We start from the raw sequence: 22,719 nt of genomic DNA, 5'->3' as shown, positions 1-22,719 counted from the left end.
CGACGCCATATCATCGGACTAATACCCAGTAGTACGACTTTGAGTTGGTAGATAACGGGTTCGGAGTAATTAGACATTTGTCCATATTACCATATATTGTCATCTCCCCCGATTTTTTTCACTCTCCATGTAGGGGAATGGGGCCATCTACTGGTAAATAAGGGCCATATCTTTTTTCCTCCTTTTCCACATACAACTCGTTGTCAAATAATCCCCACCAGAGAATCACCTTTTCTCCTGCTAAATCTGGGTCTACTTCGTAAGCCACTCCTTCAACGGAGATTCGCGCACAACCATCAACTTTTCTCTGTTCAGGTTCCCTGGCAAAGGTACAAAAGCGTTCCCAACTACACATTTGCAGTAATCCTGTCTTGGGGAGGTGTAGACGCCAATCTTCGATGCGAGAATGGTTTTCCTGACGGTGAGGTTGACTGTTGTAGTTGAGCAAATACTGGTGTAACCAACGGTTGGCTTCAACTTCAGTTTCTGGCTGGTGGAAATGGTAGAGAGTTTCGTGAGCTTCCTTGATGGTGCGAAAAGGGCGCTCTACTTTGCCTTTAGCTCGTGCTGTAACTCGTCTGCCATCTTTACCGTTAGGTAGGTGGGTTACTACTTTTACTCCCAAACAGTCCATCACGTTCTGAAATACTCGACTCTTGGCAATCGGACCGTTATCGGTGTAGAGCATTTGTGGGATGCCTTGAAATGAAAACCCTTCAATGGTTTTAGCATTCATGGCGTTAAACAAGAATCGTAAAGCAGTTTCTGCATCTTCGCCATAAGCACAGCGATATTCTTGATAACAAGCACCACTGCGGTCATCAACTACGCTGTAGAGCATTAATTGTGGTTTTCCTCGCCCAGACTGCACCCAAGGGGGTTGCTTGATATATTTTTAGTCAGAATGGCTCAAGTCAAAGTGCCAGCATTCATTACTCTGTTCGGCTTGAAAGCGCACTGCTGGTGGCTGTCGGGTGAGGGATGTGTGGTCGTATCCCCAAGCTTTGAGATAATAGTTGACTGTACTTTTTTTCAGCAGTTCTTTTGGTGGTTGAATGAAACCGTCTGGGGTTTCTATGCCATATTCTTCTAGTAGTTCAATGGCTCGTACTGTGGAAAGGTGTCGCCCTTTGGAGTTGTTGGTGCGGATTTTCATCGCTGCTATTACCTCACAGTAATTCTCCATTTCTGAGCGGGTTAGTTTACGAGGTTTTCCTTTGTCGGAACGTTGAATGGCTTTTGGTTTTTGTTGTCTTCGCAAACTACGATATAGAGTATCTACTGACACACCATAGTTGGCAGAGGCTTCTTCAATTAGTGCGCGACGCTCCCGCGAACGCTCTGGCAGTAATTCCAACCTAGAGCGTAGTTGAACGAGGGCTTCAGAGGGAATTTGTTTGCGACTCACGTCGTTCCTCTAGCCTCCGCAATGTAGTGGTAAAGCGTTGGCTTGGAGATGCCCATCATCTGACAGATTTCATCAATGGTGTATTGGCTTTCATCGTAAAGTTTAACTACTAACTGGCGCTGGGCTGGTTTGAGGGTTTTGGGGCGACCCCCTTTCCGTCCCCTGGCACGAGCTGCTTTTAAGCCTACTTGGGTTCGTTCTCTAATCAGGTTACGCTCGAATTCGGCTAAGGCTGCGAATAAGTGGAAGATGAGTTTACCGCTACTAGAGTTTGTAGCAATTACTTCTGTAAGGCTTTGTAGCTCTATACCTCTTTTTGAAAGAGTTTCTACTATCTCTATCAAATTCTTGAGCGATCGCCCGAGTCGGTCTAAACGCCACACAACTAATACATCTCCGGTTCGAGCTACTTCAAGAGCTTTTTGTAAACCAGGTCTGGCTGCTGATGCCCCACTAATACGATCTTCATAAATCCGATGGCATCCCGCAGTCCGCAAGGCATCTCTTTGCAGGCTTAAGTTTTGGTCATCTGTCGAGACTCGGGCATAACCAATTAGCATGGGTGGGCCTCAGTCATAAGGCAAAAAACTCATTACTAATTATTATATCTTGCCTTAGATAAATTGACTGAGTTTTTTTACTTTTCTAAAGTCCTATTTTCGTTTCTGTCATTGCTGAGAGAAAAAGGTAAAAAAAACGAACGTTTTCTTTACTTCTAGTTGCATTTAATCCTGGCTCAAAAAAGTTATTGCTGTCTGGTTGCAATTAATCCTGGCTCAGTTGCAGTTAATTCTGGCTCAAACGTTAATCTAGTTGCAATTAATCCTGGCTGAAAAAGTTCCTTATTGCTGGTCCGGGGCTTTCTTATTGCTGGCCGCTACAGGTAACTGTAAGGATGCACCTCATCCCAGAGATGAGAACCTCAGAGAGATTCGTAGAGTAGGACGTAAAAAGTGGAAACGTGAGAGTGGATATCATCGGCGTTCTCTATCAGAAACAACCATGTTTAGGCTGAAAGTAATATTTGGAGGTAAGTTGCGACGACGGAAATTCGACAATCAGGCGACGGAGTTGTTCATACAATGTGCCATACTTAACCGTATGATACAGAGCTGTAAGCCAGAAAGCTACAAAGTAAAATTCTAACTAACTTCTCTTGTGGGAGAAGTTGCGATCGCAACATTCATGCAACAAAGCCCTCTCCTACTAGAAACGAGTCGCACTCGCCAACAGTATCTTCGCTACTTTTCCCCCAGATACTATTTATTGAAGGTAAAATTCGGCATGAGCGCAAAGACTATTCTCAAATTGTAATTTTGGTCATTTGTCAAAAAAATTAGATGCGTTTTCCCTGGGGGGGTGTAGTGCGTGATCTCTGCGAACGCACTACACCCCTTCATTCTCAATAAGCGTTTTCTTTTTGTTGAAATATTAGCAAAAAAACGCGAAAAAATTTCTCTATATAGCTTTCAGCTAGCTTGCCACCCCGTGAGGTTAATCAGACCATCCTCTTATTTCTTCATCAGTTAACATTTTTTTTAACTTATAATACTCCCGTTGAGTAGCTTGAAGGATATGTTTCATCATTACAGGTTCATTGTAATCAGCAGCGAGAAAAGCTGCATTTAAGGCAATATTGCGAATATTACCCCCAGCTACCTTGAGTTGTCCCAATAATTGATAATCGAACCCTTGAGTTGGTGTTTGAATAGGAAAAATGCGTTGCCAAATCTTGGTTCGCGAAGCAGCATCTGGAAAAGGAAAACCAACCATAAACCGGATGCGACGCTCAAAAGCAGAATCTAAAGCAGCTTTTAAATTAGTAGTCAAAATAGTCAAACCCTGATATACTTCCATTCGCTGTAGCAAATAAGATACTTCTACATTAGCATGGCGATCGCGACTATCCTGAACTTCGGTACGTTTACCAAATAAGGCATCAGCTTCATCGAAGAGTAAAATTGCTCCTCCTGTTTCAGCAGCAAGAAATATGCGCTCTAAATTCTTTTCCGTTTCCCCTATATATTTACTAATTACAGCGCTCAAGTCTATGCGATAGAGATCTAGACAAAATTCATTAGCTAATATCTCAGCTGCCATAGTCTTACCAGTTCCACTTTCACCATGAAAAAGGACGCTGATACCTAAACCTCGATATCCTTTGTTGACAAAACCCCATTCTTGATAAACTTTAGCTTTTTGTCGCAGATGAGTTGCTATGTCTGTCAGTACCTGAAATTGTTGTGAAGGTAAAACTAAATCATCCCAAGTTGCAGATGTCTCTATTCGTTGAGCTAAACCTTCTAATTGAGGACGAGCTTGAGAACGACAGAGATTCCAAAGTTTCTCAAACTCAGAATCAGAAGAAATGCTACCTAATTCTAGTTGGGAAGGAACAGAACAATTTTCAGTTTCAGCTTTAAGCTTTGAATTTTGAATTTTAAATTGTTGACAGATTGCTTGAATAGTGGTACTGCTGAGATTAAATTGAGATACTAACTTACTAATCTGGACTGGGAATTTGTTTGCATTTAGACCAAGATTGGTTATCCAAATGTCTGTTTGTTCTTGGTAATTTAGTTGAGGTATATCAAAAGTAATAAAGCGATCGTGTTGAGCTTGCAGTCGTTTCTGACTACAAATAATTATAGGAGTTAGCAAATTTTCTGCAAACTGACAAACCTCGAAAACAAGTTTAGACTCAGTTGGTAAAATATTTTCGCACTCAATCAGTAGTAAATTATTATGTAGCAAAGCTTCCCTTTCCCAACGTTGTTTAATTTGTTGAATATCGTTATGTGATTGGGAAAACACAGTCGATGACATCAAATACAAATTAAAACCAAAATGCACAGACAGAGTTTTAGCTATAGCATATTTAGCTGTTGATTCTTCAGCACAAAGCTGTAAGGTAGGATATGTATATGTATAAGATAGCTCAGACCAAATCAATACTATTTGCTCGACAATTTTTTCTTGGGAGGGAGCTAGAGGAATTTGTTCTAGGTGAGAAGGAACAGGATAAATAAAGCCCCATAATTCTTTATCAAAACTAGGTTCTCCTAGGAGATAACTAAAAATATGTGGCTGAATACGCAGAGGAGCTTGAGTGAGAGTAAAACTGGTACCAATTTCTATTAATCGCCAATATTGTAATGAATTATGGGGAGAAAGCACAAACCAACTAGCTTGAGGAAAAGTAGCTAAAGCTAAGGCAAAGGTAGGATAATTAAGTTGGGGATTACCTTGAATTTTAGCGCATAAATCAGCCACCTTGGGGTCAATCTCCAGAGTGACGCACAGTAAAAGAATATCCCGCTCAAATTCAGTCAACCTAAATTTATAACACAATTTAGCCAAAGCTGAATTAGGTGGTATTATGTCGGACGGCAAAAGTTGTAAACTTTTATCCTCCAATTTATTTTCTAGATATTGACGAATATAATTAGTGGTGTTTATTAATGTGGTTAAGTTTTCTTGATTCCAGTTAGAGACAGGGGATATTTTCATGTTATAAACAGGATTTACGCAAAGACACTATATATATTGTATGGTAAATAGAGCGATCGCGCTCCGCAAATATCTGCTTTTTTCTGAGGTCATGCGGAGCATTCATGTTGGTTCTTAGCCGAAAACGCTACAAATTTTTAAGGGATATAGCCGCCGCTAGGCTCTGCAAACGCTCTATATTGTTTGAGTTTTGCAAAGAAATTTTCGTTATAAATGACGTGCTTAGTACAATATCCCATCGTAATTACGAAGTTGACGCGTGGTTTTTTTTTCGGAGGAATCACTACTTCTATTCCTCTCTCAGTTATAGCAATTTTCCCGTTTTTGCACAGTCTCCCCAATTATATCCTTTAAACCATTATCTCACTAGGGGTTTTGAGCTGCTTGTTACCCCGTGAGGCTATAATTATTAAATATTTCGTTGTTTTTTTCTGACTTTTTCTGCAACAGAACCCATCTACCACTCCACATATAAAATGTTATTCATCCAGGGTAGTTTGACAACTTGTATGCTCCAAGGAATTCTATCTAGTAAGATATCGTAGGTTTCGCGTTCAACCTGTAGTAGATAACTACCATCACGAATTTTCAAAATACCTTTTCGTTGCAAAAAAGCTTTTCTAAATCCTTCTATAGATGTATTTTTTAAAATTGACCAATTTTGAATTACAGCAGATAGCAAATTTTCACATTCTGTTATTTCTTGTTTAGTGATTTCTAAATTTGTGTCTATTGGCTCTAATAAATCTATACCACAAAGTATTTTATTAAGAGGTAAAATATATTCAGGTATTTCTATTGAGTTATCGACTATATACTGGAGTAAAATAGCTGCCCGTTCAGCAGATGTGATGTTAATAAAAAGATTTTCTTGTACCAGTCCTATTTTGAGCAAAAAACGCTTGAGGAATGGCCATAAGAAAATTAATCCTGCATTGCGAATATATATTTCATCGGAGTCACTAAAATTAACGGAATCTAGAAATTTAGTTTGCCGATTAAGTTGCTTAATTTGCTGTTGATATTTTTCTAATATCTGTTGATTTTCACTTAACTTTTGACCAGATTCTAATAATTCTTTCTCCCTAGAGTTGCCACTAATATTTTCTGTGACGGATTGAGAATTTTTCAGATTTTCATTAATTTCTGCATCGGATTTATTCCCGACTAGACTAGAATTTCTGATTTCCTGTAATAAAGTTTCTATTTGACGATTAAGTTGTTGAATTTGCTGTTGATATCTTTCTAATATCTGTTGATTTTGACTTGACTTTTGACCAGATTCTAAAAATTCCTTTTCTCTGGAGTCGCCAGGAATATTTTCTGGAATTGAGTCAGAGGTTTTCAGATTTTTATGAATTTCTGCATCGGATTTATTCCCGACTAGACTAGAATTTTTTAGTTCCTGTAATAAAGTTTCTATTTGACGATTAAGTTGTTGAATTTGCTGTTGATATCTTTCTAATATCTGTTGATTTTGAGTTAATTTTTGACCAGATTCTAAGAATTGTTTTTCCCTAGAGTCACCACTAATATTTTCTGTGCTTGACTGATGATTTTTCAGATTTTCATTAATTTCTGCATCGGATTTATTCCCGACTAGACTAGAATTTCTGATTTCCTGTAATAAATTTTCTATTTGCCGATTAAGTTGCTGAATTTGCTGTTGATATTTTTCTAATATCTGTTGATTTTGAGTTAATTTTTGACCAGATTCTAAGATTTTTTTTTCCCTAGAGTCACCACTAATATTTTCTGTGCTTGACTGATGATTTTTCAGATTTTCTAAGATTTCTGGAAGTGAACTTTTAAACTCTCTTCCTTCTCTAATTAGATGCTCTATTTTAGTAACAAAACTATTAAACAAGTCAGTATAATTAATCCCATTACTGGTTGCTATAAATAATAAATTTGCTTCTACTACACTGAGCTTATTGACTTTAGTATTATCCCTAACAGATAGACTCAATAATATTCCTTCCCATCTCTGAAATCTTAATTTTGCTATAGGAATATTTCTCGTCTGCTCTAGTTGTTCAAAAATAGGCTTAATATCTGTATTATAATTAGCAATAAACTCCACTAAATCCCCAACAAACAAACTTACTATTTTTAAGAGTATTACATCAGAAAATTGGTAAATTAAACGCTGTAACTTCTTGATATTTTTCAAGCATTCCTCAACAATATACTTCACCTGAATAGGCGAATCTGTAATGAGATAATCGCAACATTTTTCTAACTCCTGTTTGCTGAAATTTTCCGTCCACCAGGGAAGCATTCCTGTGTCTAAGAAGTAGCTAAAAATTTCTAGTTGTGATCGCCTCTTATTCTTAATCTTAAATGCTTCTAAATTTTTCAACTTACGGTCTTGTTGAGGAGCAGAATAATTACTACTATCGACATTTTTTTGACCAGATTCAGATATATTTGTTTGCTTAACAGAAGAACTAAATTCCACCTCTAGTTCCTGTTGAATTTGTTCAAGAATTTTCTCAATCAAATCCTGTTCCAAATTATTAATATCAATATTTCCTAAATTAATTTCTAGAGTATTAATTCGATGTATTGTGTCTGGAGCGATCGACTGACTTAATAAATTATCTATTAGAGGAACAACTTTTTGACGATATATTCTACTTACCTCATTTTGCAATGTAAAAGCACCTTGTTGTGAACTTAAATTAAGTTCTATCACCTGTTTTTTGATAATATGTCGTTGTTTTTTCACTGGTAATTTCAGTTATCAGTTATCAGTTATCAGCAGTCAGCTATATTCATTGCCTTTAGAGCAAAAATTAGTATTGAGAAATTTAAGTAGCATTAAAAGTATTGGAAAAAAACTGTCATTAACCACGATCAGCGTATATTCATTAATTTATGAAAAAACTATAAAACTAAGCGCAAGCTAACTAAATATTTACAATTTAATAGATTATTTTAAATTCTTATTCACCACTTTGTGGCTCAATCGTCATATCTCCAATTGATAATAGTTTGATCATTTTCTTAGTATTATCAATATTATTATTTTTTCTACTCATGATTTCATCTAACCATTCAAAGTAAACACTCTCAAAATCTTCCATTTTACTTTGATCAAACCAGTGAAAATAAGGAGTTATATGTGCTGGTATTTCTGAAGTAATAATATCATAAACTATATTTTTAAAATCTTTGTCTTTAAAGCGACCTATACAACCAGGGAAGACAAAACTGATTTGGAAAGAAAAAGGATCTTTGTGTGGTTCTTTGTGTATCCATTTTCCTGTTTTGGGGTCTTCTATTCCTACTTTTATATCGAATGTATCTGCTTTCACGTTGCTAACAATGTAATCATTATTGTAGCTCCCTGAATCAAATATTTGTATTTTTTCACAATTTGAAAGTCCATGTTTCTCAGATGTACAAGTAACTTTTTCTGTTTCATTCTTCTCTTCTTCTTCTAGTTCTACTTTTTCAAACTTTGAAATTGGATAACCCAAATTTACAGTAAAAGATTCATCCTGATTAAGAGGAAGTAAAATATGCTCAACCAGATGAAAACCTTCTATTTTATTTTGTTCATCTGAAAGAGCTAAATATTTTCGCTCATAAGGCATTCCTAATAAGCAACAAATTCTTTTTTTTAGTCCTGAAACATTATCTGTATCCCAAACTTCCTGAGAATTAGTACAGTCAAATGCTTGACCCCTACCAGTACTAATTTGGGGATAATTTCGTAAAAAAGTAACTTTATCTTTAATCAGTTTGTTTTCTGGTGATTCTTCACTATAAAGCAACGAAGGATCTGTAAATTTTTCACAAAACTGTGCCATTAAATAATCTAAAAAACGACTTTTTCTTTCTAAATTAATATTTTTCTTTTCCTCTTCCTGTAAATCCTCTGGTTGCTTGTCTGAGGAACCATTTGAATTTAGGATTTCGTCTGCACCAGGAAAACTAGAAATATCCTGAGAAAAGTAGGTTTGATTATCCTCATTTTGGAAAGAAAATAAATCTTTAGTATGTTCTAATTGAGTAAAATAATTAGCTAAAATCTGGTCAAAAAACATCAAATAAGCTTGTAACTGCTTTGCTTGACTCTTGCGTTCGGTAGTTGCAGAAGCAGGTAAACCAAATTCTCCAATACCATAATTAGCTGGAAACTCATTTTGAATTGATTCATAGTCATATAATTCTCTGTATTCTCCTACTGGGATAGGAATATCTTGTATTTGTTTCGCTGATAATGATTCTTCTGATGGTTCCGAACTATTGTCATAAATCTCAAGATCAAGAGGATAAGAACGGTTTCCTTTATAAAAAATAATCTTAGTATGATGATGATGATAATCATCATCATCATTAGGTTTTTTAAGTCGTGGTGTTTTATCGGGAGCTAATGGTAACACCCATCCTTGTTCTTGAGCTGATGACGAATTACCTAAAAGCTTGATTTCTCTAATTGTTTTTATCCCTTCAATCTTTAAAAGCTTCTCAATTATTTCAGAGGTATACAATGCTGTTTTCTTAATCAGAACATCAAATTCTTCGTCCTTAATCAAACCATGTTCGAGAGGATATCCTTCAAAAATCTCTTCAGTATTTTTACCTTCATCTTGTAGTTCTTTTAAAGTATGAAATTCTAGGTTAGGAGAAATATAATTATATAGCTCATCATATACCTTTTCCATTAATTCACTTTCATCAGAGTCATCTTCTATATCAATATGTGCCTCTACAGCAATTTTTTCAGTATCTAAGATTTTAATATCACCGAAAAAATATTCACACAAATTCCGATGCTGATTAAGTTTAGATACTACTTTTGCTTTAATAATAGCTTTATCTTCTTCTGTTGTTTCTACATCATCTAGTTCAATAATTACTTCATAAAGTCCTTTTAAGTAGACTCTTTCACTTTGTTCATCATTAGAATTATTATAATTAATAGTTAAAGTATGATTGTTTTTATCATAATACATAGAAGGTTTTGTATGCTGAATTCGTTTTAATTCAGCATTTTTTACACCTTCAATATCAATTAATAGTTTGCGATAATCATTAATAGTCAGAGGATTAACAGTAAGAATTTCTCCAGCTGTATAAAACTGTTTTATATTTTCTTCAGCATCTTCAGGACGAGGTGCAAGTAAGTCCTTCATCTCGAAGTTAAGTCGATAGCTTAAATCCGTTATGACATAGCAGAATTGCTCTAAAATAGTAATACCTGGATCGTGGGTATTATAGTCTGTCCAAATTTGACTTCCTAGCTTTTCAATGTGCTGAATACCCTCTTCCCGCAACCCGGCAAAATCCATACCTGGATGTTCTGGAGGAGTATTAGAAATGGTAAGGTCTTCATTCATGTTAGTTATTATTAATTTATCCCTGGGAACTATTTTCTGAAGTTAATTTATCTGAAGTTAATTGATTAGTTGAAGATTGTTCTTGAGCAATTGTCTGATGGATAGGTTGAACTAGATTTTTTAGACTCTTAACCTTATTTTTTGAGAAGTCTAATGTTTCAGCAAAATCATCTTCTTCTATTTTAGCAATCTCTTCTTCTAATACTTGAATTGCACCTTCAATACGCAGTAAGGTTTGATTAAGATTTTTTTGTTTAGCTTTTAATTCGGCTACCATTTTTTGTCCTGATGCTAATTCATTTCTGAGTTTTTGCAGACGTTGTTCGAGTTGTTCTTTCATCTTGTTTCTATCTATAAATATTTGGAGCTATTTTGATACTTATATTTACTCATCTTATTCTATAATTTCAGCAATTTTTGTACTAATTGCCATTACCCATACGTCAATATTTCCATTAAAAGGAGCGGAATTTACTTGAATATTCCAATTTTGATTATCTTTTTTGGTATAAACGGAAAGTTTATCTAATTTTTCTGATTCACAATTTAAACCAGCAATTACACAAACATATTCTGATACTGGATAATCAGTTTTGCAAGTATCTTCATTCCCTATTGTTACTGTATACTTTTTCACTTTAATAAGTTTGTTCTTTACCATCAAATCTCCACCTACATTTAGGTTGACTGGCGACGTCGAAGTTGAAAAATTCCCTATACTTACACTACTATTACTATTACTTACTACTAAGCGATCGCTTCCTACTGTCAAATCTCCACTTACATTTAGGTTGACTGGTGAAGTTGAAGTTGATCCTATACTCACATCACTGCCATTTACTACTAAACGATCCTCATGTACCTTGAGAACTCCTGTTGAATTTGAACTTCCAATACTCACACCACTGCCATTTACTACTAAGCGGTTTTCATGTACCTGTAGTTCAGTTGAACTCCCAATACTCACACCAGTGCTATTTACTACTAAGCGATCGCTCCCTACCGTTAAACCTTCGTTTAAGTCTAGTTTTTCCATGGCTAATGTACTACTAATAGTCACACCAGTGCTGTTTACTACTAAGCGATCGCCCCCTACCGTCAAATCTCCACTTACATTTAGGTTGACTGGTGAAGTTGAAGTTGATCCTATACTCACATCACTGCCATTTACTACTAAACGATCCTCATGTACCTTGAGAACTCCTGTTGAATTTGAACTTCCAATACTCACACCACTGCCATTTACTACTAAGCGGTTTTCATGTACCTGTAGTTCAGTTGAACTCCCAATACTCACACCAGTGCTATTTACTACTAAGCGATCGCTCCCTACCGTTAAACCTTCGTTTAAGTCTAGTTTTTCCATGGCTAATGTACTACTAATAGTCACACCAGTGCTATTTACTACTAAGCGATCGCTCCCTACTGTCAAATCTCCACTTACATTTAGGTTGACTGGTGAAGTTGAAGTTGATCCTATACTCACACCACTGCCATCTACTACTAAGCGGTTTTCATGTACCTGTAGTTCAGTTGAACTCCCTATACTCACACTTGTCTCGTTTACCACTAAGCTATTTTCATTTACCGTCAAACCTTTGCCTAAGTCTAGTTTGTCTATAGCTAATGTACTGATACTGACACCACTGCTGTTTACTACTAAGTAATCATTCCCTACCTTCAAATCTCCACTAACCTCTAGACTACCACTTAGTGTTTCTTTATCTTCTGCAAGATTCAGATTAGAATCAATCAAATTTGCAAAATCTGTTCCAGAAGGGATTGCACCCTGTTGAAATTTCTTTTTTAACTCATCTCTGCTTTTTGGATCTTGTGCAGTCATAATTTTTAATCCTTAATTAATTAACAATAAAACTATCGCCGATCGCCATGTAACCAATGCCGTAACTATCTGGTTCTACAAATGGTGTTATATCATGGTTCTCAGCAGAAACAAAAATCGAATCCGGTTTCATATCAATATTTTCTTCAAATTGAAAATCGGCAACATAATAGACATATTCTCTTTGAGCAATAAAATTGATAACCAAAGATTCTTCAATATAACGGCCCAAAGGAATATCCACTGTCCGATCATAAGCCCAAGGAGCAAAAAATTGTTTCAGCTCTTCATTGAGTTTATTGATATATTCACCTTCTTGATTAGGTTCACCAGAAAACACGACTTTGATTATACACGTCAGAGGTTGATACTCAGGATTTTTCACCTCTATTTCTACAAATTCTGAAGTATGTTTTTTCAGGAAATCTCTTATTTTCTTCAGCAAATACAAAGGTGCTTTCGGTTCCTCTGGCAAAGGGGTAGTATTAGAAATATCAGGTATGACAACCACTGTCACCTTGGCATCAGCAGGATTTTTGTTCTCAGTTGCAGTAATACATTTTACCTTATATATTTCTGGGAACTCTTCTAATACCAGACGTTCATAATCCCAAGCTGTTATTGCCCTCTGTTTATGGCGTAGTCTTTCACTAACCCGTGTAATAAATTTATCATCATTTTCTTCAGGTTTGCCACCAAATGATGTAGTAGGTTGTTTGACTATTTTAATAGCTGATTCAGGAATAACAAACCCTTGAATAGAATTAGCTGGTAAAGGTTTGGCAAAGTGATCGGCAGCATTCCCCTGATTTAAGAAAGTAGCACTGACTGCTTGAGTTTTGATACCCAGAGTGCCAGGAATAGCCAAAGCATTTTCTGCTACACTAGCTCGTAACCAATGTAAACCACTAGGTAATATATGCTGTTCAGGATCTAATGTTGGCACTGCCAACTGGATAATCCCCGTATTTAATAACTTACCTGTACTATCATACACTATCTCTTTATCTTTAAACTTTTTCCAAGAATTACCATCTAAGTAATGCCAGTCAACCAGAGGTGTTTCTAATTCTTTCTCACCACTTCCTGGTATTATTTGAAAGAGAATAGAGATATTTTGAGGAGGCTTTAGATTGTGAAGACCAATGTATAACCTTCCCTCATTTTCGTATTGAGGTAGGAGGTATTTTTTCTTTTCTTCATTTTGATCTCCATAGCCAAATGAATCTTGGATCTCCACATAATACCCAAAAGGATGAATTTGAAATATTTTGTCAGAGTCTTGTCCTTTTGGAGAATCTGGCAAGTTAATTTCGACTGAAGTAGTGTAGTCAAGGGAAATCGCTTTTACCTCCGGGGTGTAAGGAGGATATACAATTTTAGTAGGATATGGAGTTATTGTACCTTCTAGAGTTATTGTATCTTCTGGAGTTATTGTATCCTCTGGAGTTATTGTACCCTCTAGAGTTATTGTACCTCCTGGAGCTATTGTACCTTCTAGAGTTATTGTATCCTCTGGAGTTATTGTATCCCCTGGAGTTATTATACCTTCTAGAGTTGTTGTACCTCCAGGAGTTATTATATCTCCTGAATTTGATGTGGAGTTAGACAAAGCAATTTGATTTAATACTATAGGATATAAATCATGCCCAAAGTCTGGTTTTTCTAATTCTAATTTAAAGTACCTGCTGTATTCAAAAGGATCGTCTGTATCAATTTCTAGGGTAGAAGTGTCTGGAGAATAGTCTTTAATATCATTGAATTTTTGATAATTAAGGCTAATTTCATTACTCAAAGTACCATCAACTTCAGCAAAAATAGATTTGGAGCTTTCAATACCAACCCAATTTTTATTGTTAAGAAACTTTAAATTAGCTTTAAAGCTGTCATTTTTAATCGCAGTATTTTCAACATTCTCCGAATAAGCTTTATAGTGCTTTTCAAAGTCATCAGGAAGTCCCATCCATTCCATTTTTAAAGTCAGACTATCTAATTTTTTCTGGCTTATTTCTTGATTAGCAAAATAAAAACCCGAACCTACTTTTGGAGCATCACCAAACAGCTCAAAAGCTGCTTTACTATCAAGGACTGAGTTATCATTTCGTAGTTTTATATCTTGAATATTTTCAGCTTTGACCTGTATATAGACTTTTGTTAATTCTATAGACTTAAATTCTTCATAATATATTTTATATTTGTTTGGCTCGGTATTTTTTACTTCTTTCAACAGAAATTTGATAATTGGGTAGGGAGTTGGAACCACAAAATCTAACTCCTCATTTGATTCATCTAAATTGAGTGGTAAAATGGCAGGTAAAGTCGAATCAAGGGTTAACTCAAGCAGTAATGAATTGTTAGTATTATTATTATGATCGATAATTGCTAAATTCCCATATAAATTTATTTGTTTATTCTCAAAATTCTCTTTAATAGTTTTATTCTCTAAAATTATTTCTAGATTAGCAGTTTTTTTATCGTCTGTTTTTAATGAGGTAATCTTGAATATTTGACCGTCATTCGATATCAGAATTTGCCCTACATTTTCCTCGTCAAATTCTCCATTTCCATTACTTAAAGAAACAGTCTTATCCTCTTCAGACAGAGATATTTCTTGAGAATCATAGCATTTTAGTGGTTTTTGTCCTATAAATATAAAATCGCCTGTTCCCCAACTAAAAGATTGAAGTTGTATCCATTCCAATCCACTACTCAAGTAAATATCAAAAGGTTCAACCTTAGTATTTATTAATTCTTGGATACTCTCTGGATTCAAAATTTCTTCTTTTGCTTCCAAATTCAGAAGAATAGTCCGTTTACCTTCTGGCAAAAATAATACCGGAGAACTAACAGCAAAACCGATAATTATTGGCGTATTATTTTTTTCCTTATCATCACTTCCTAAAGTTTGAAAACTTTTTTCTAATTGTAATTCACTTTCCTCTCCCTCTTCTGCATCAGCTACAGAATTTGCATAAATATTTTCAATTTCATCTGATTCGTTTTTCTGAACAAATAAAGTTTTAATACTAGCTACTTGAGCTTGATTAACATTTATCTCTCTATCAATCTTATAATAACGGTCAATACCTTGACTATCTACACCCGCATTTAGCAATGTTTCCTTTTTAATTAGATGTTCTTCTACACCTGGAACTAGCTCAAAAATTACATTTACCTTGTCAGGTACTTCTTTTTTTTTGGTTAACTTCAGTACATCTTTATAATAAAAATCAAGATATCTTCCAGTCAGGTCTTTAAACTGCTGCTGAGGATGTTCTAATAATTTTAAAAATGTGAATAATAAAACTAAATGAGGCTGATATAATTGCCTTAATTGCCTTAATTTATCTTGATATTCCTGAAACTTTTGAGGATTCTCAATATGAGCCTGATATAATTGCCTTAATGTCTCTTGGTCTGACTGAAATTTTTGGGGATTCTCAATGTAATCCACCATATCCTGAACATCTTTATCATTTTTTTCTTTGGTATCTTTGCTAGGAAAGAAATTAGACCAATCACCCTTTTTTCTATTAGATTCATCATAATAATTGACATTCTTAGCATACTCTTGTACAAACTTAAGGAAATCTGACAGACTGCGCTCCTCCACTGCCACATAATCTGGTTTCAGTTGTTTCAGGAGGCGATCGCTCTGACTCACCCCATCCCGAAAAGTTTTTTGTTGATTTTCACTCATCAGCTAATACCCATTTCAACTTATTAGTTTTCCTCAATCTTCTGCAATTTTTTGGGCTTTTAACTATTATCTATTTCCCAGTAATTTTAAACCATAACAACCTGACTAAATTCAAGATAAATTATGAATAATAATTGCGTATTTATAAACTTATTTTCAAGTTTGTTTTAAATAAATATATAAATTTTAATCTAAATTTAATTAACAGGACTTACGCAAAATACTAAATAATACACCACCCGTAGAGGCGAATGGCATTCGCCCACACTAGATAAAATGTTACTGCGTAAGTCGCGATCGACTAAAATTAATTTGATTAAGTTGCTTGCCATTTTGTATTAATTGTGGAAAAAGTTCCCATTCCTGAATATTGACGCATGGGGTCTGGTGTAGGAGGTTCTCCAGGAGCAGTAGGAGGTTTTATAGCAGGACTTTGAACTTTAAATTTAGCTATAAATATGCTTCCTTTCAATAGGACTTTTTTTCGACCACTATAAGTTTTTCTAGCCTTTTGATCTATTCCTAAAGATGCTATTTTTAATGTACCAGTTCCAGGAATTACATAAGGAGGAGAAATGTACATACATCCGCAAACAGATAACTTTTTTTCATCCCCATCCACACAGATTTTTTTACCTTTTAATGTGGATCTACCACTAGCTTTTAATCTACCTGGTCTTACTGTAACTATTGCTTTCCCAAAGACGGGAATAAAATTGGCTTTGTCGCCATCTATAAGAATAAATCTAGACATTTAATTTTGATTTTTTGATTTGACTAGGAATGGTAGTTATCTGAAGTTTAAGAATTAGGGAATAATTTCCTTTTAATCTAGATGAAATTTAGATTGTAATATCCCTTCGATGGCTCAATTATTCTTAATTTATTCTGTACTATATAAATCAAATTTAAGTATAAATTTCATTCTCAAGCAATTGTTCCTGTGCACGTTCCTTGCCTAAAACCTTCTTTAAAGCAGAAATAAATGCATTAGAGGGATCATCTTTTTTATCTTCCCCCTTCAATTCACTAACTATTTGATTACACTTGAGAATATTGTTTTCAACCAATGAATTAAGAATATCAACAACATAATCTACTTCAGAATCTCTAGCATACCATAAAAGACTACTTATTTCACTAAGTTGAAGTAAACTAGATGGAGGCTGCGCAGTTTTCTCAAGAACATCAAGCGCAATTCTACCCGGCTCCGCACGATAAATTTCTACCGCTTGTGGCGGCAATTTACCACTGATTAAAATTTCATTATCAACTTCAGCATTAGCCTTCACTCCTACCCCAGTGGTATTTAAGTTCGGCCATTCAATATAGTCTGCTTTCATATCATATATTCTAATGTCCTGATGATTAAGTAAATAAGTTAAATCTATCTTGACTACTGGGTCCCAAAATCTAAGAGGTCTCATACGAGTCCGATTAGATCCTGAATCCCAATTCTTAACAGTATTAACAATAGCACCCAAAGGATTACTTGACGTACTAATAAACTGTGTTGCAAATGAACCACTCACCTGATCGGCAGGAAGCAACTGTGCCATAGAATCTCCAGGTATCAATTCTATTTCATTAGTTATTTTTGTTCTTTTAGGGGACTCGTGCGATTCCATTGGATGCCTATGAAGATTTTTTAGTTCCTTGAACCGCTCTCCCGGAGATGTTGGCAACTTTATTTCCGCAGGTACGGATACTTTTTGATTCAATTCAAATTTATCCTTATCAACATCTTTACTTCTGATACTTCTGTATAATGTACGTACACCTGTTCTTTCAACATATTCATTCACAGTTTCAAACTGGTGACAGTTCTCATCAAGATTTATCTGTTTATGATTATCAACTGAAATTTTCACTATTCGATCAATTATTTGGTCTAGAGTAAAATCTAACCTGCTTTTAATTCTGTTTCTCAAATAATTTTTAACACCAATCACTTCTATATCTATATTTTTTTCTTTTAGTTTATTTTCAACCATATTTTCTTCCAGCGAGCCACCAACACCACTGTCAACTATTTTACGCTGAATTTCAGAGCTATTTTTAATATTCAGAATAGTTTGTTGCCCAACAACACCAAAATTATTTTTAACTAAACTATCTGGCACCGTGTAGCCACTATAACTACTTAATTCCTTGATTTTTCCTCCCATTACATCAGCCTCTTTTTCCAACACAGCATCATCATTCACATTCAGATTTCCCTTCATCTGCATCGTTGGTTTCACCCTTCCCTGCATCTGCTGAACAACGTGCCATGCTTCATGGGGTAAATGTTTCTCCTGTCCTGGTGCCACATGAATATCCGTCCCTTGAGTGTAAGCTAACGCCTGTAACTGAGCAGGTTTAGACGAATTATAATGAACCCTAACATTATCAAGAGAATATCCTGATAAATTTTCTACCCCTGCTTTGAGGCGATCTGGCAACCCAGTTTTATTCGGAGGCACTTGTGCTGTAGGAAAACCAGACCGAGGTGGTGCTTTGAGCTGGTGTACAGGTGCAATATGACCTTCCCTTTGCTCAGGTCTCGGTACTTGTAACTGCTTACCATTCATATTACTTGGAGGCGGTGAAGAATTTGACTGAGAAAGATTTCCCATTACATTCGCTATCATTTCCCCAGTCTGAGGTTTGCGGTATTCTGATAAATCAGTTGTTGCTGAGGTTGCTGTAATATTCTGAACAACCGGGGGAAATTTACTTTCCTGAAAAATGCTCTGTCTCTGACCAATATTTGGTACTTGGCTGGATCTAACTTTCTGCCGACAAAAACTTCCCATAATTTTTTTTATCAATCCTTTTTACTTAAAATCACAACTTTGTAGCTTCTCGATAAATCTGTTCATTTGTTCTAGTATCTTTTTCAGATACAACAGAAGGTCGGCTCAATATCCCTCCACTAATAGAAACACCAACTTCATTAAGAATTTTCTCAACAAAATCAGAACAATTCATATACGTAACACTTGAGAACGGATTAAGATTCAAAAATTTACTTCCACTTAATATATACCTATTATTAGGATCGTCACCAATTTGCCTAGCCAAAGCCATTGCAATAAAGCCTTTCTGACGATCTACTACATACGATTGAGTTTTTGCTGGAATTCTTAACTCACCTTCAATACGCCGACTGAAAAAGAGAGAAGAAACAGAAGAAGGATTATACTCTATTTGAAGTTGCTTTATATCAACATTTATTGTACCATCACCAGGAGTAGTTAAATGAATCAAAAAAGTATTCGCTAAATTATCTTCATCTAATATTTCTAAAAACATCATTGCATGCCCACCAGTAAACGATTCCTGCGTAGCAGAAGTAGTAATTATAGCATTTTCTTCATTTACAAATTTTGACCTATCAAACGAACTTACAATTACATTATTATTTAACTCTATTCTTTGAACCACACTGGAATGAAACGAAATACTTCTTGTAGTTCCCTCTACATTATTCTGTTTTAAAATTGCTGCTGGTCCCATCATATCTGCCTCTTTCTCTAATCCAACATCATCATTAACTTGCACTCCCTTCATCTGCATCGTCGGTTTCACCCTTCCCTGCATCTGCTGAACAACGTGCCACGTTTCATGGGGCAAATGTTTCTCCTGTCCTGGTGCTACATGAATATCCGTCCCTTGAGTGTAAGCTAACGCCTGTAACTGAGCAGGTTTAGACGAATTATAATGAACCCTAACATTATCAAGAGAATATCCTGATAAATTTTCTACCCCTGCTTTGAGGCGATCTGGTAATCCGGTTTTATTCGGAGGCACTTGTGCTGTAGGAAAACTAGACTGAGGAGGTCCTTTGAGCTGGTGTACAGGTGCAATATGAGCTTCCCTTTGCTGAGGTTTCGGTACTTGTAACTGCTTACCGTTCATATAACTTGGTGGCGGTGAATAATTTGACTGAGAAAGATTTCCCATTACATTGGCAATCATTTCCCCAGTCTTAGGTTTGCGGTATCCAGATAAGTTAGTAGTTGCTGAGGTTGCTGCAACATTCTGAACAACCGGGGGAAATTTACTTTCCTGAAAAATGCTCTTTCTCTGACCAATATTTGGTACTTGCCTAGATCTAACTTGTTGCTTACCGAGATTTCCCATAATTTTTTGCCTCTTTTCTATAATTTTTTGGACAGTATTATAATGTTTTAGCTTTAATATTAAGACCACAAAGATCGCAATTTTTATTCATATTCACTATATTCTAATATGCGTTCTTTCAAACTTGGGTCATTTCTTATTAACTTCTGTGCATATCGCCACTCACTTTCGGTTATCTTTCTCTTACCTCGATCCTCTTCAACATCTTTAATTATTCCCCCTGGAACAGGACTCCATCCTCTATCATTCCGCCTACCTGATGTAAGGTTGAAATGTACCCTAGCATCTAATCCTGATTCGGTTGTTGCAAAGTCAATTCCCAATTTGCTTGTCCGTCGCCAAAAAGCATTCTGTACCCATGTATTCACATCTTGCGCTAATTGATTATTTCTCTTGTTTAATTCAGAAAACTTCTTGAGCGCGGTCTCATAATCTGTTCCATAACTTAATAATTTATGCACTAGCTTTTCTGTTAATTCTTTATTAAAATTCTCGTCTATGTTCTTTTCAAACCTTTTTTTAGACTTGATGAGCTTTAGACCTGTTGCTTCTCCTGGCAATATTAAAAACTTTCTACCTTGAGGTGTACGATTACCTAAATCAAATAGACCTATTTTCTCGCGTTCGTCTACAAGAAATTTCATCCATTTTTGTTCATTAGAGATATGTACTCCCTCTTCTTCCTTTGGGTAATCATGTTGTGAATTCGACAAATATTGTTTCCATTTTTTAGGATCTTCTAGAGCCTTTCTGACCGTATATATCCCCATAAGTGGATATAAGCTTATAGCTTCAGTGATGCCCACTGCTTTATTGTAATCATCTATTGTCATTTTCCTATTTTCTATTTCAGGTTTGTTATCCTGTCGAGCGCTCTCTTTTATCCGTTTTATTGTTGTTCCTCTATATTCTGTAAGGCCATATAGTAAATCATTTTCATTTCCCGGTTCTAAAATTCTGTTTTCCAAAGGATCGTTACCTTTTATTACTCTTTGTACTATTGGATTAGTAATTGTCCCTGTACTGTAATTTTCATATTTACTGTCTTCCTGCGCCAAATGGGTGAACTCATTTGTTTTTCTTTGAACCATATCTACCGTAGAAACACCAGACCGAGGTGGTGCTTTGAGCTGATGTACAGGTGCAATATGAGCTTCCCCTTGCTGACGCCTCGGTACTTGTAACTGCTTACCCTCCATATAACTTGGAGGCGGTGAAGAATTTGACTGAGAAAGATTTCCCATTACATTCGCTATCATTTCCCCAGTTTTAGGTTTGCGGTATTCTGATAAGTCAGTTGTTGCTGAGGTATCTGCAACATTCTGAACAACCGGGGGAAATTTACTTTCCTGAAAAATGCTCTTTCTGTGACCAATATTTGGTACTTGCCTAGATCTAACTTGTTGCTTACCGAGATTTCCCATAATTTTATCCCTCTTTTTTGTATTTTTAAAATATTTTGCTGTCAATAGTAGCTTAGTTTACCATCCTTTGCCACCCATTAGAGCGATCGCTAACTTTGTAGAGCGATCGCTTTCTATTATAATGGCAATTGTGATTATCACTTGTATCTTCATCCAAATATAGACGAATTTGAGTCATTCTTAAGGTTGGGTTTGTTGATATAGCATTTTTCAGTAAGCGTGAGGTACACGGTGCAGGAGATCCCCCCTAACCCCCCTTGACAAAGGGGGGAACCGGAAGTCCCCCTTAAAAAGGGGGATTTAGGGGGATCGTTGATGTACCTCACCAGTGTGAAAACCGCTATAATGTTGTTTAGCAAGTTCTTCATAAGCAGTTTGTTCAGCAGCTATATCTTGGTCTATTTCCAGACGATTAGCATGATAGTAGGTTAAAGCTGCATAAATTTGCGTAATTATTAGCTGATTTAATCTTCTAGCTATTTCTTCAGCATTGTTACCTTGATTATATAAACCAGCAATTCTCCGAACAGATGTTCTTGTTCCTGTAATAACAGGACGATTACTATGGGAGTCTATTGTGATTAGTTTGCCAATATCGGTAAGGGTTGTCATTTCAGTTATCAGTTATCAGTTTTCAGAATGTTTCCTAATGCTAATTCTTGGCGAATTTCTTGAAATTCTTGGGATATAATACTTCTTCGTTGTTGATACAATCGCTTTTGAAGAGTATCGATTAATATTTCTTGCTCTTCTAAAGACAATTTTTCAACTGTTTCAATTGCTTGTTAAAAGACTGAAGTCTCGATCATAATTCCTCAGTAATTTTGATTGAATATTCTTTCTATTTTATCATATTTCAGCTATTGAGCCTCATTCAGATAAAAAGGATAAACCATATTAGACCTAGTATTAGTTGCCCGCACAGTATAACTCACACCAATTAATAATAGTCCCTGTTCTTCTCCTTCTTCAATACTAATATCATTCACTTCTATGCGAGTTTCATTGTCCAAAATAGCATCGGAAATTGTACCTCTAATTCTAGTAATTAAACTTTGAGTAATTTCCTCAAACATAAACTGACTTAATTCACAACCAAAGTCTAATTGCATGACTCTTTCTGAGGAACCAGTTGAGAGAATAATCTCTAAACTCTCTTGAATATCTTCCTCATCTGATACCATTTCTACTGTTCCTTTCTCTTGATAAAATCTAGGTGGAAAACTCCATCCTGTTCCTAAAAATAAAGGTTTTTTTTCCATAGTTTACTCATCCTTTTTTTGTATATTTTCAATCAATAAATATAGGTAGTAATATTCAACCGAATAATATAGAAATTTTTCAATCTGTGAGGT

16 protein-coding genes and 2 pseudogenes are annotated in these 22,719 nt (G+C 35.5%); 1 reads left to right on the top strand and 17 read right to left on the bottom strand.

All coding sequences use genetic code 11. The features are described 5' to 3' along the window. Positions 1-127 precede the first annotated feature (127 nt). Positions 128-1,393, bottom strand: a pseudogene (locus F6K15_RS21035) (IS481 family transposase); the annotation flags it as partial. Positions 1,394-1,404: 11 nt separating this feature from the next. Continuing rightward, positions 1,405-1,968: a recombinase family protein gene (locus F6K15_RS21030; RefSeq protein ID WP_293063903.1), complete on the bottom strand. Its 564-nt coding sequence runs from the start codon at positions 1,966-1,968 to the stop codon at positions 1,405-1,407. 322 nt (positions 1,969-2,290) lie between these two features. Here F6K15_RS21030 and F6K15_RS21025 point away from each other — a divergent pair. Next, a pseudogene (locus F6K15_RS21025) lies at positions 2,291-2,554 on the top strand (IS5/IS1182 family transposase); the annotation flags it as partial. Between the two features lie 348 nt (positions 2,555-2,902). Here the strand turns inward: F6K15_RS21025 and F6K15_RS21020 are convergent. The 15 genes from F6K15_RS21020 to F6K15_RS20950 all read right to left on the bottom strand — a co-directional run bounded on the left by F6K15_RS21020 (position 2,903) and on the right by F6K15_RS20950 (position 22,626). Beyond that, positions 2,903-4,918 (bottom strand): ATP-binding protein, encoded by a 2,016-nt coding sequence (locus F6K15_RS21020; protein WP_293063900.1) that lies wholly within the window; start codon positions 4,916-4,918, stop codon positions 2,903-2,905. 457 nt (positions 4,919-5,375) lie between these two features. Then, the gene (locus tag F6K15_RS21015) at positions 5,376-7,649 is read right to left on the bottom strand and encodes a contractile injection system tape measure protein (RefSeq protein WP_293063897.1); all 2,274 of its coding nucleotides are present in this window, start codon (positions 7,647-7,649) and stop codon (positions 5,376-5,378) included. A gap of 217 nt (positions 7,650-7,866) precedes the next feature. After that, positions 7,867-10,269, bottom strand: coding sequence for a hypothetical protein (locus F6K15_RS21010; protein ID WP_293063895.1), 2,403 nt, complete (start codon positions 10,267-10,269; stop codon positions 7,867-7,869). 16 nt (positions 10,270-10,285) lie between these two features. Continuing rightward, positions 10,286-10,609 carry a hypothetical protein gene (locus F6K15_RS21005; protein ID WP_293063893.1) on the bottom strand — a complete coding sequence of 108 codons (324 nt, stop codon included), beginning with the start codon at positions 10,607-10,609 and terminating at the stop codon, positions 10,286-10,288. Between the two features lie 54 nt (positions 10,610-10,663). Beyond that, positions 10,664-12,112 (bottom strand): hypothetical protein, encoded by a 1,449-nt coding sequence (locus F6K15_RS21000; protein ID WP_293063891.1) that lies wholly within the window; start codon positions 12,110-12,112, stop codon positions 10,664-10,666. Between the two features lie 16 nt (positions 12,113-12,128). Further along, complete coding sequence (locus F6K15_RS20995; protein WP_293063888.1) at positions 12,129-15,812, bottom strand: baseplate J/gp47 family protein; 3,684 nt, start codon at positions 15,810-15,812, stop codon at positions 12,129-12,131. A 197-nt stretch (positions 15,813-16,009) separates the two neighbouring features. Then, positions 16,010-16,144, bottom strand: coding sequence for a hypothetical protein (locus tag F6K15_RS20990; RefSeq protein ID WP_293063886.1), 135 nt, complete (start codon positions 16,142-16,144; stop codon positions 16,010-16,012). After that, positions 16,129-16,566, bottom strand: coding sequence for a hypothetical protein (locus F6K15_RS20985; RefSeq protein WP_293063883.1), 438 nt, complete (start codon positions 16,564-16,566; stop codon positions 16,129-16,131). The genes F6K15_RS20990 and F6K15_RS20985 overlap by 16 nt, the downstream gene beginning before the upstream one ends. 154 nt (positions 16,567-16,720) lie before the next feature. Next, the gene (locus F6K15_RS20980; RefSeq protein WP_293063881.1) at positions 16,721-18,625 is read right to left on the bottom strand and encodes a DUF4157 domain-containing protein; all 1,905 of its coding nucleotides are present in this window, start codon (positions 18,623-18,625) and stop codon (positions 16,721-16,723) included. A 16-nt stretch (positions 18,626-18,641) separates the two neighbouring features. After that, a complete protein-coding gene (locus F6K15_RS20975) occupies positions 18,642-19,940 on the bottom strand; it encodes a DUF4157 domain-containing protein (protein WP_293063879.1) in 1,299 nt (432 codons plus the stop codon). An 83-nt stretch (positions 19,941-20,023) separates the two neighbouring features. Further along, on the bottom strand, positions 20,024-21,364 hold the full coding sequence (locus tag F6K15_RS20970) for a hypothetical protein (RefSeq protein ID WP_293063877.1): 1,341 nt from the start codon (positions 21,362-21,364) through the stop codon (positions 20,024-20,026). Between the two features lie 52 nt (positions 21,365-21,416). Next, positions 21,417-21,542: a hypothetical protein gene (locus tag F6K15_RS20965; RefSeq protein ID WP_293063876.1), complete on the bottom strand. Its 126-nt coding sequence runs from the start codon at positions 21,540-21,542 to the stop codon at positions 21,417-21,419. 122 nt (positions 21,543-21,664) lie between these two features. Further along, entirely contained in the window at positions 21,665-21,976 is a 312-nt protein-coding gene (locus tag F6K15_RS20960) for a DUF433 domain-containing protein (RefSeq protein WP_293063874.1), read from the bottom strand. A gap of 8 nt (positions 21,977-21,984) precedes the next feature. Further along, a complete protein-coding gene (locus F6K15_RS20955) occupies positions 21,985-22,125 on the bottom strand; it encodes a hypothetical protein (protein ID WP_293063873.1) in 141 nt (46 codons plus the stop codon). A gap of 99 nt (positions 22,126-22,224) precedes the next feature. Continuing rightward, positions 22,225-22,626, bottom strand: a complete 402-nt coding sequence (locus F6K15_RS20950) for a GPW/gp25 family protein (protein ID WP_293063871.1) — start codon at positions 22,624-22,626, stop codon at positions 22,225-22,227. Positions 22,627-22,719 lie beyond the last annotated feature (93 nt).

Origin of the sequence: Okeania sp. SIO2B3 (assembly GCF_010672525.1) — a bacterium.
Lineage (GTDB): Bacteria > Cyanobacteriota > Cyanobacteriia > Cyanobacteriales > Microcoleaceae > Okeania.
Note: the sequence above shows the minus strand (reverse complement) of the source record. Positions and strands in the feature narration are given on the sequence as shown.

Coding starts and splice junctions, on each gene's coding strand:
- F6K15_RS21030 (WP_293063903.1), bottom strand. CDS start 1,968: ATGCTAATTGGTTATGCCCGAGTCTCGACAGATGACCAAAACTTAAGC.
- F6K15_RS20975 (WP_293063879.1), bottom strand. CDS start 19,940: ATGGGAAATCTCGGTAAGCAACAAGTTAGATCTAGGCAAGTACCAAAT.
- F6K15_RS20970 (WP_293063877.1), bottom strand. CDS start 21,364: ATGGGAAATCTCGGTAAGCAACAAGTTAGATCTAGGCAAGTACCAAAT.
- F6K15_RS20965 (WP_293063876.1), bottom strand. CDS start 21,542: ATGACTCAAATTCGTCTATATTTGGATGAAGATACAAGTGATAATCAC.
- F6K15_RS21000 (WP_293063891.1), bottom strand. CDS start 12,112: ATGACTGCACAAGATCCAAAAAGCAGAGATGAGTTAAAAAAGAAATTT.
- F6K15_RS20995 (WP_293063888.1), bottom strand. CDS start 15,812: ATGAGTGAAAATCAACAAAAAACTTTTCGGGATGGGGTGAGTCAGAGC.
- F6K15_RS20950 (WP_293063871.1), bottom strand. CDS start 22,626: ATGGAAAAAAAACCTTTATTTTTAGGAACAGGATGGAGTTTTCCACCT.
- F6K15_RS20960 (WP_293063874.1), bottom strand. CDS start 21,976: ATGACAACCCTTACCGATATTGGCAAACTAATCACAATAGACTCCCAT.
- F6K15_RS20990 (WP_293063886.1), bottom strand. CDS start 16,144: ATGGCAAGCAACTTAATCAAATTAATTTTAGTCGATCGCGACTTACGC.
- F6K15_RS21020 (WP_293063900.1), bottom strand. CDS start 4,918: ATGAAAATATCCCCTGTCTCTAACTGGAATCAAGAAAACTTAACCACA.
- F6K15_RS21005 (WP_293063893.1), bottom strand. CDS start 10,609: ATGAAAGAACAACTCGAACAACGTCTGCAAAAACTCAGAAATGAATTA.
- F6K15_RS20985 (WP_293063883.1), bottom strand. CDS start 16,566: ATGTCTAGATTTATTCTTATAGATGGCGACAAAGCCAATTTTATTCCC.
- F6K15_RS21010 (WP_293063895.1), bottom strand. CDS start 10,269: ATGAATGAAGACCTTACCATTTCTAATACTCCTCCAGAACATCCAGGT.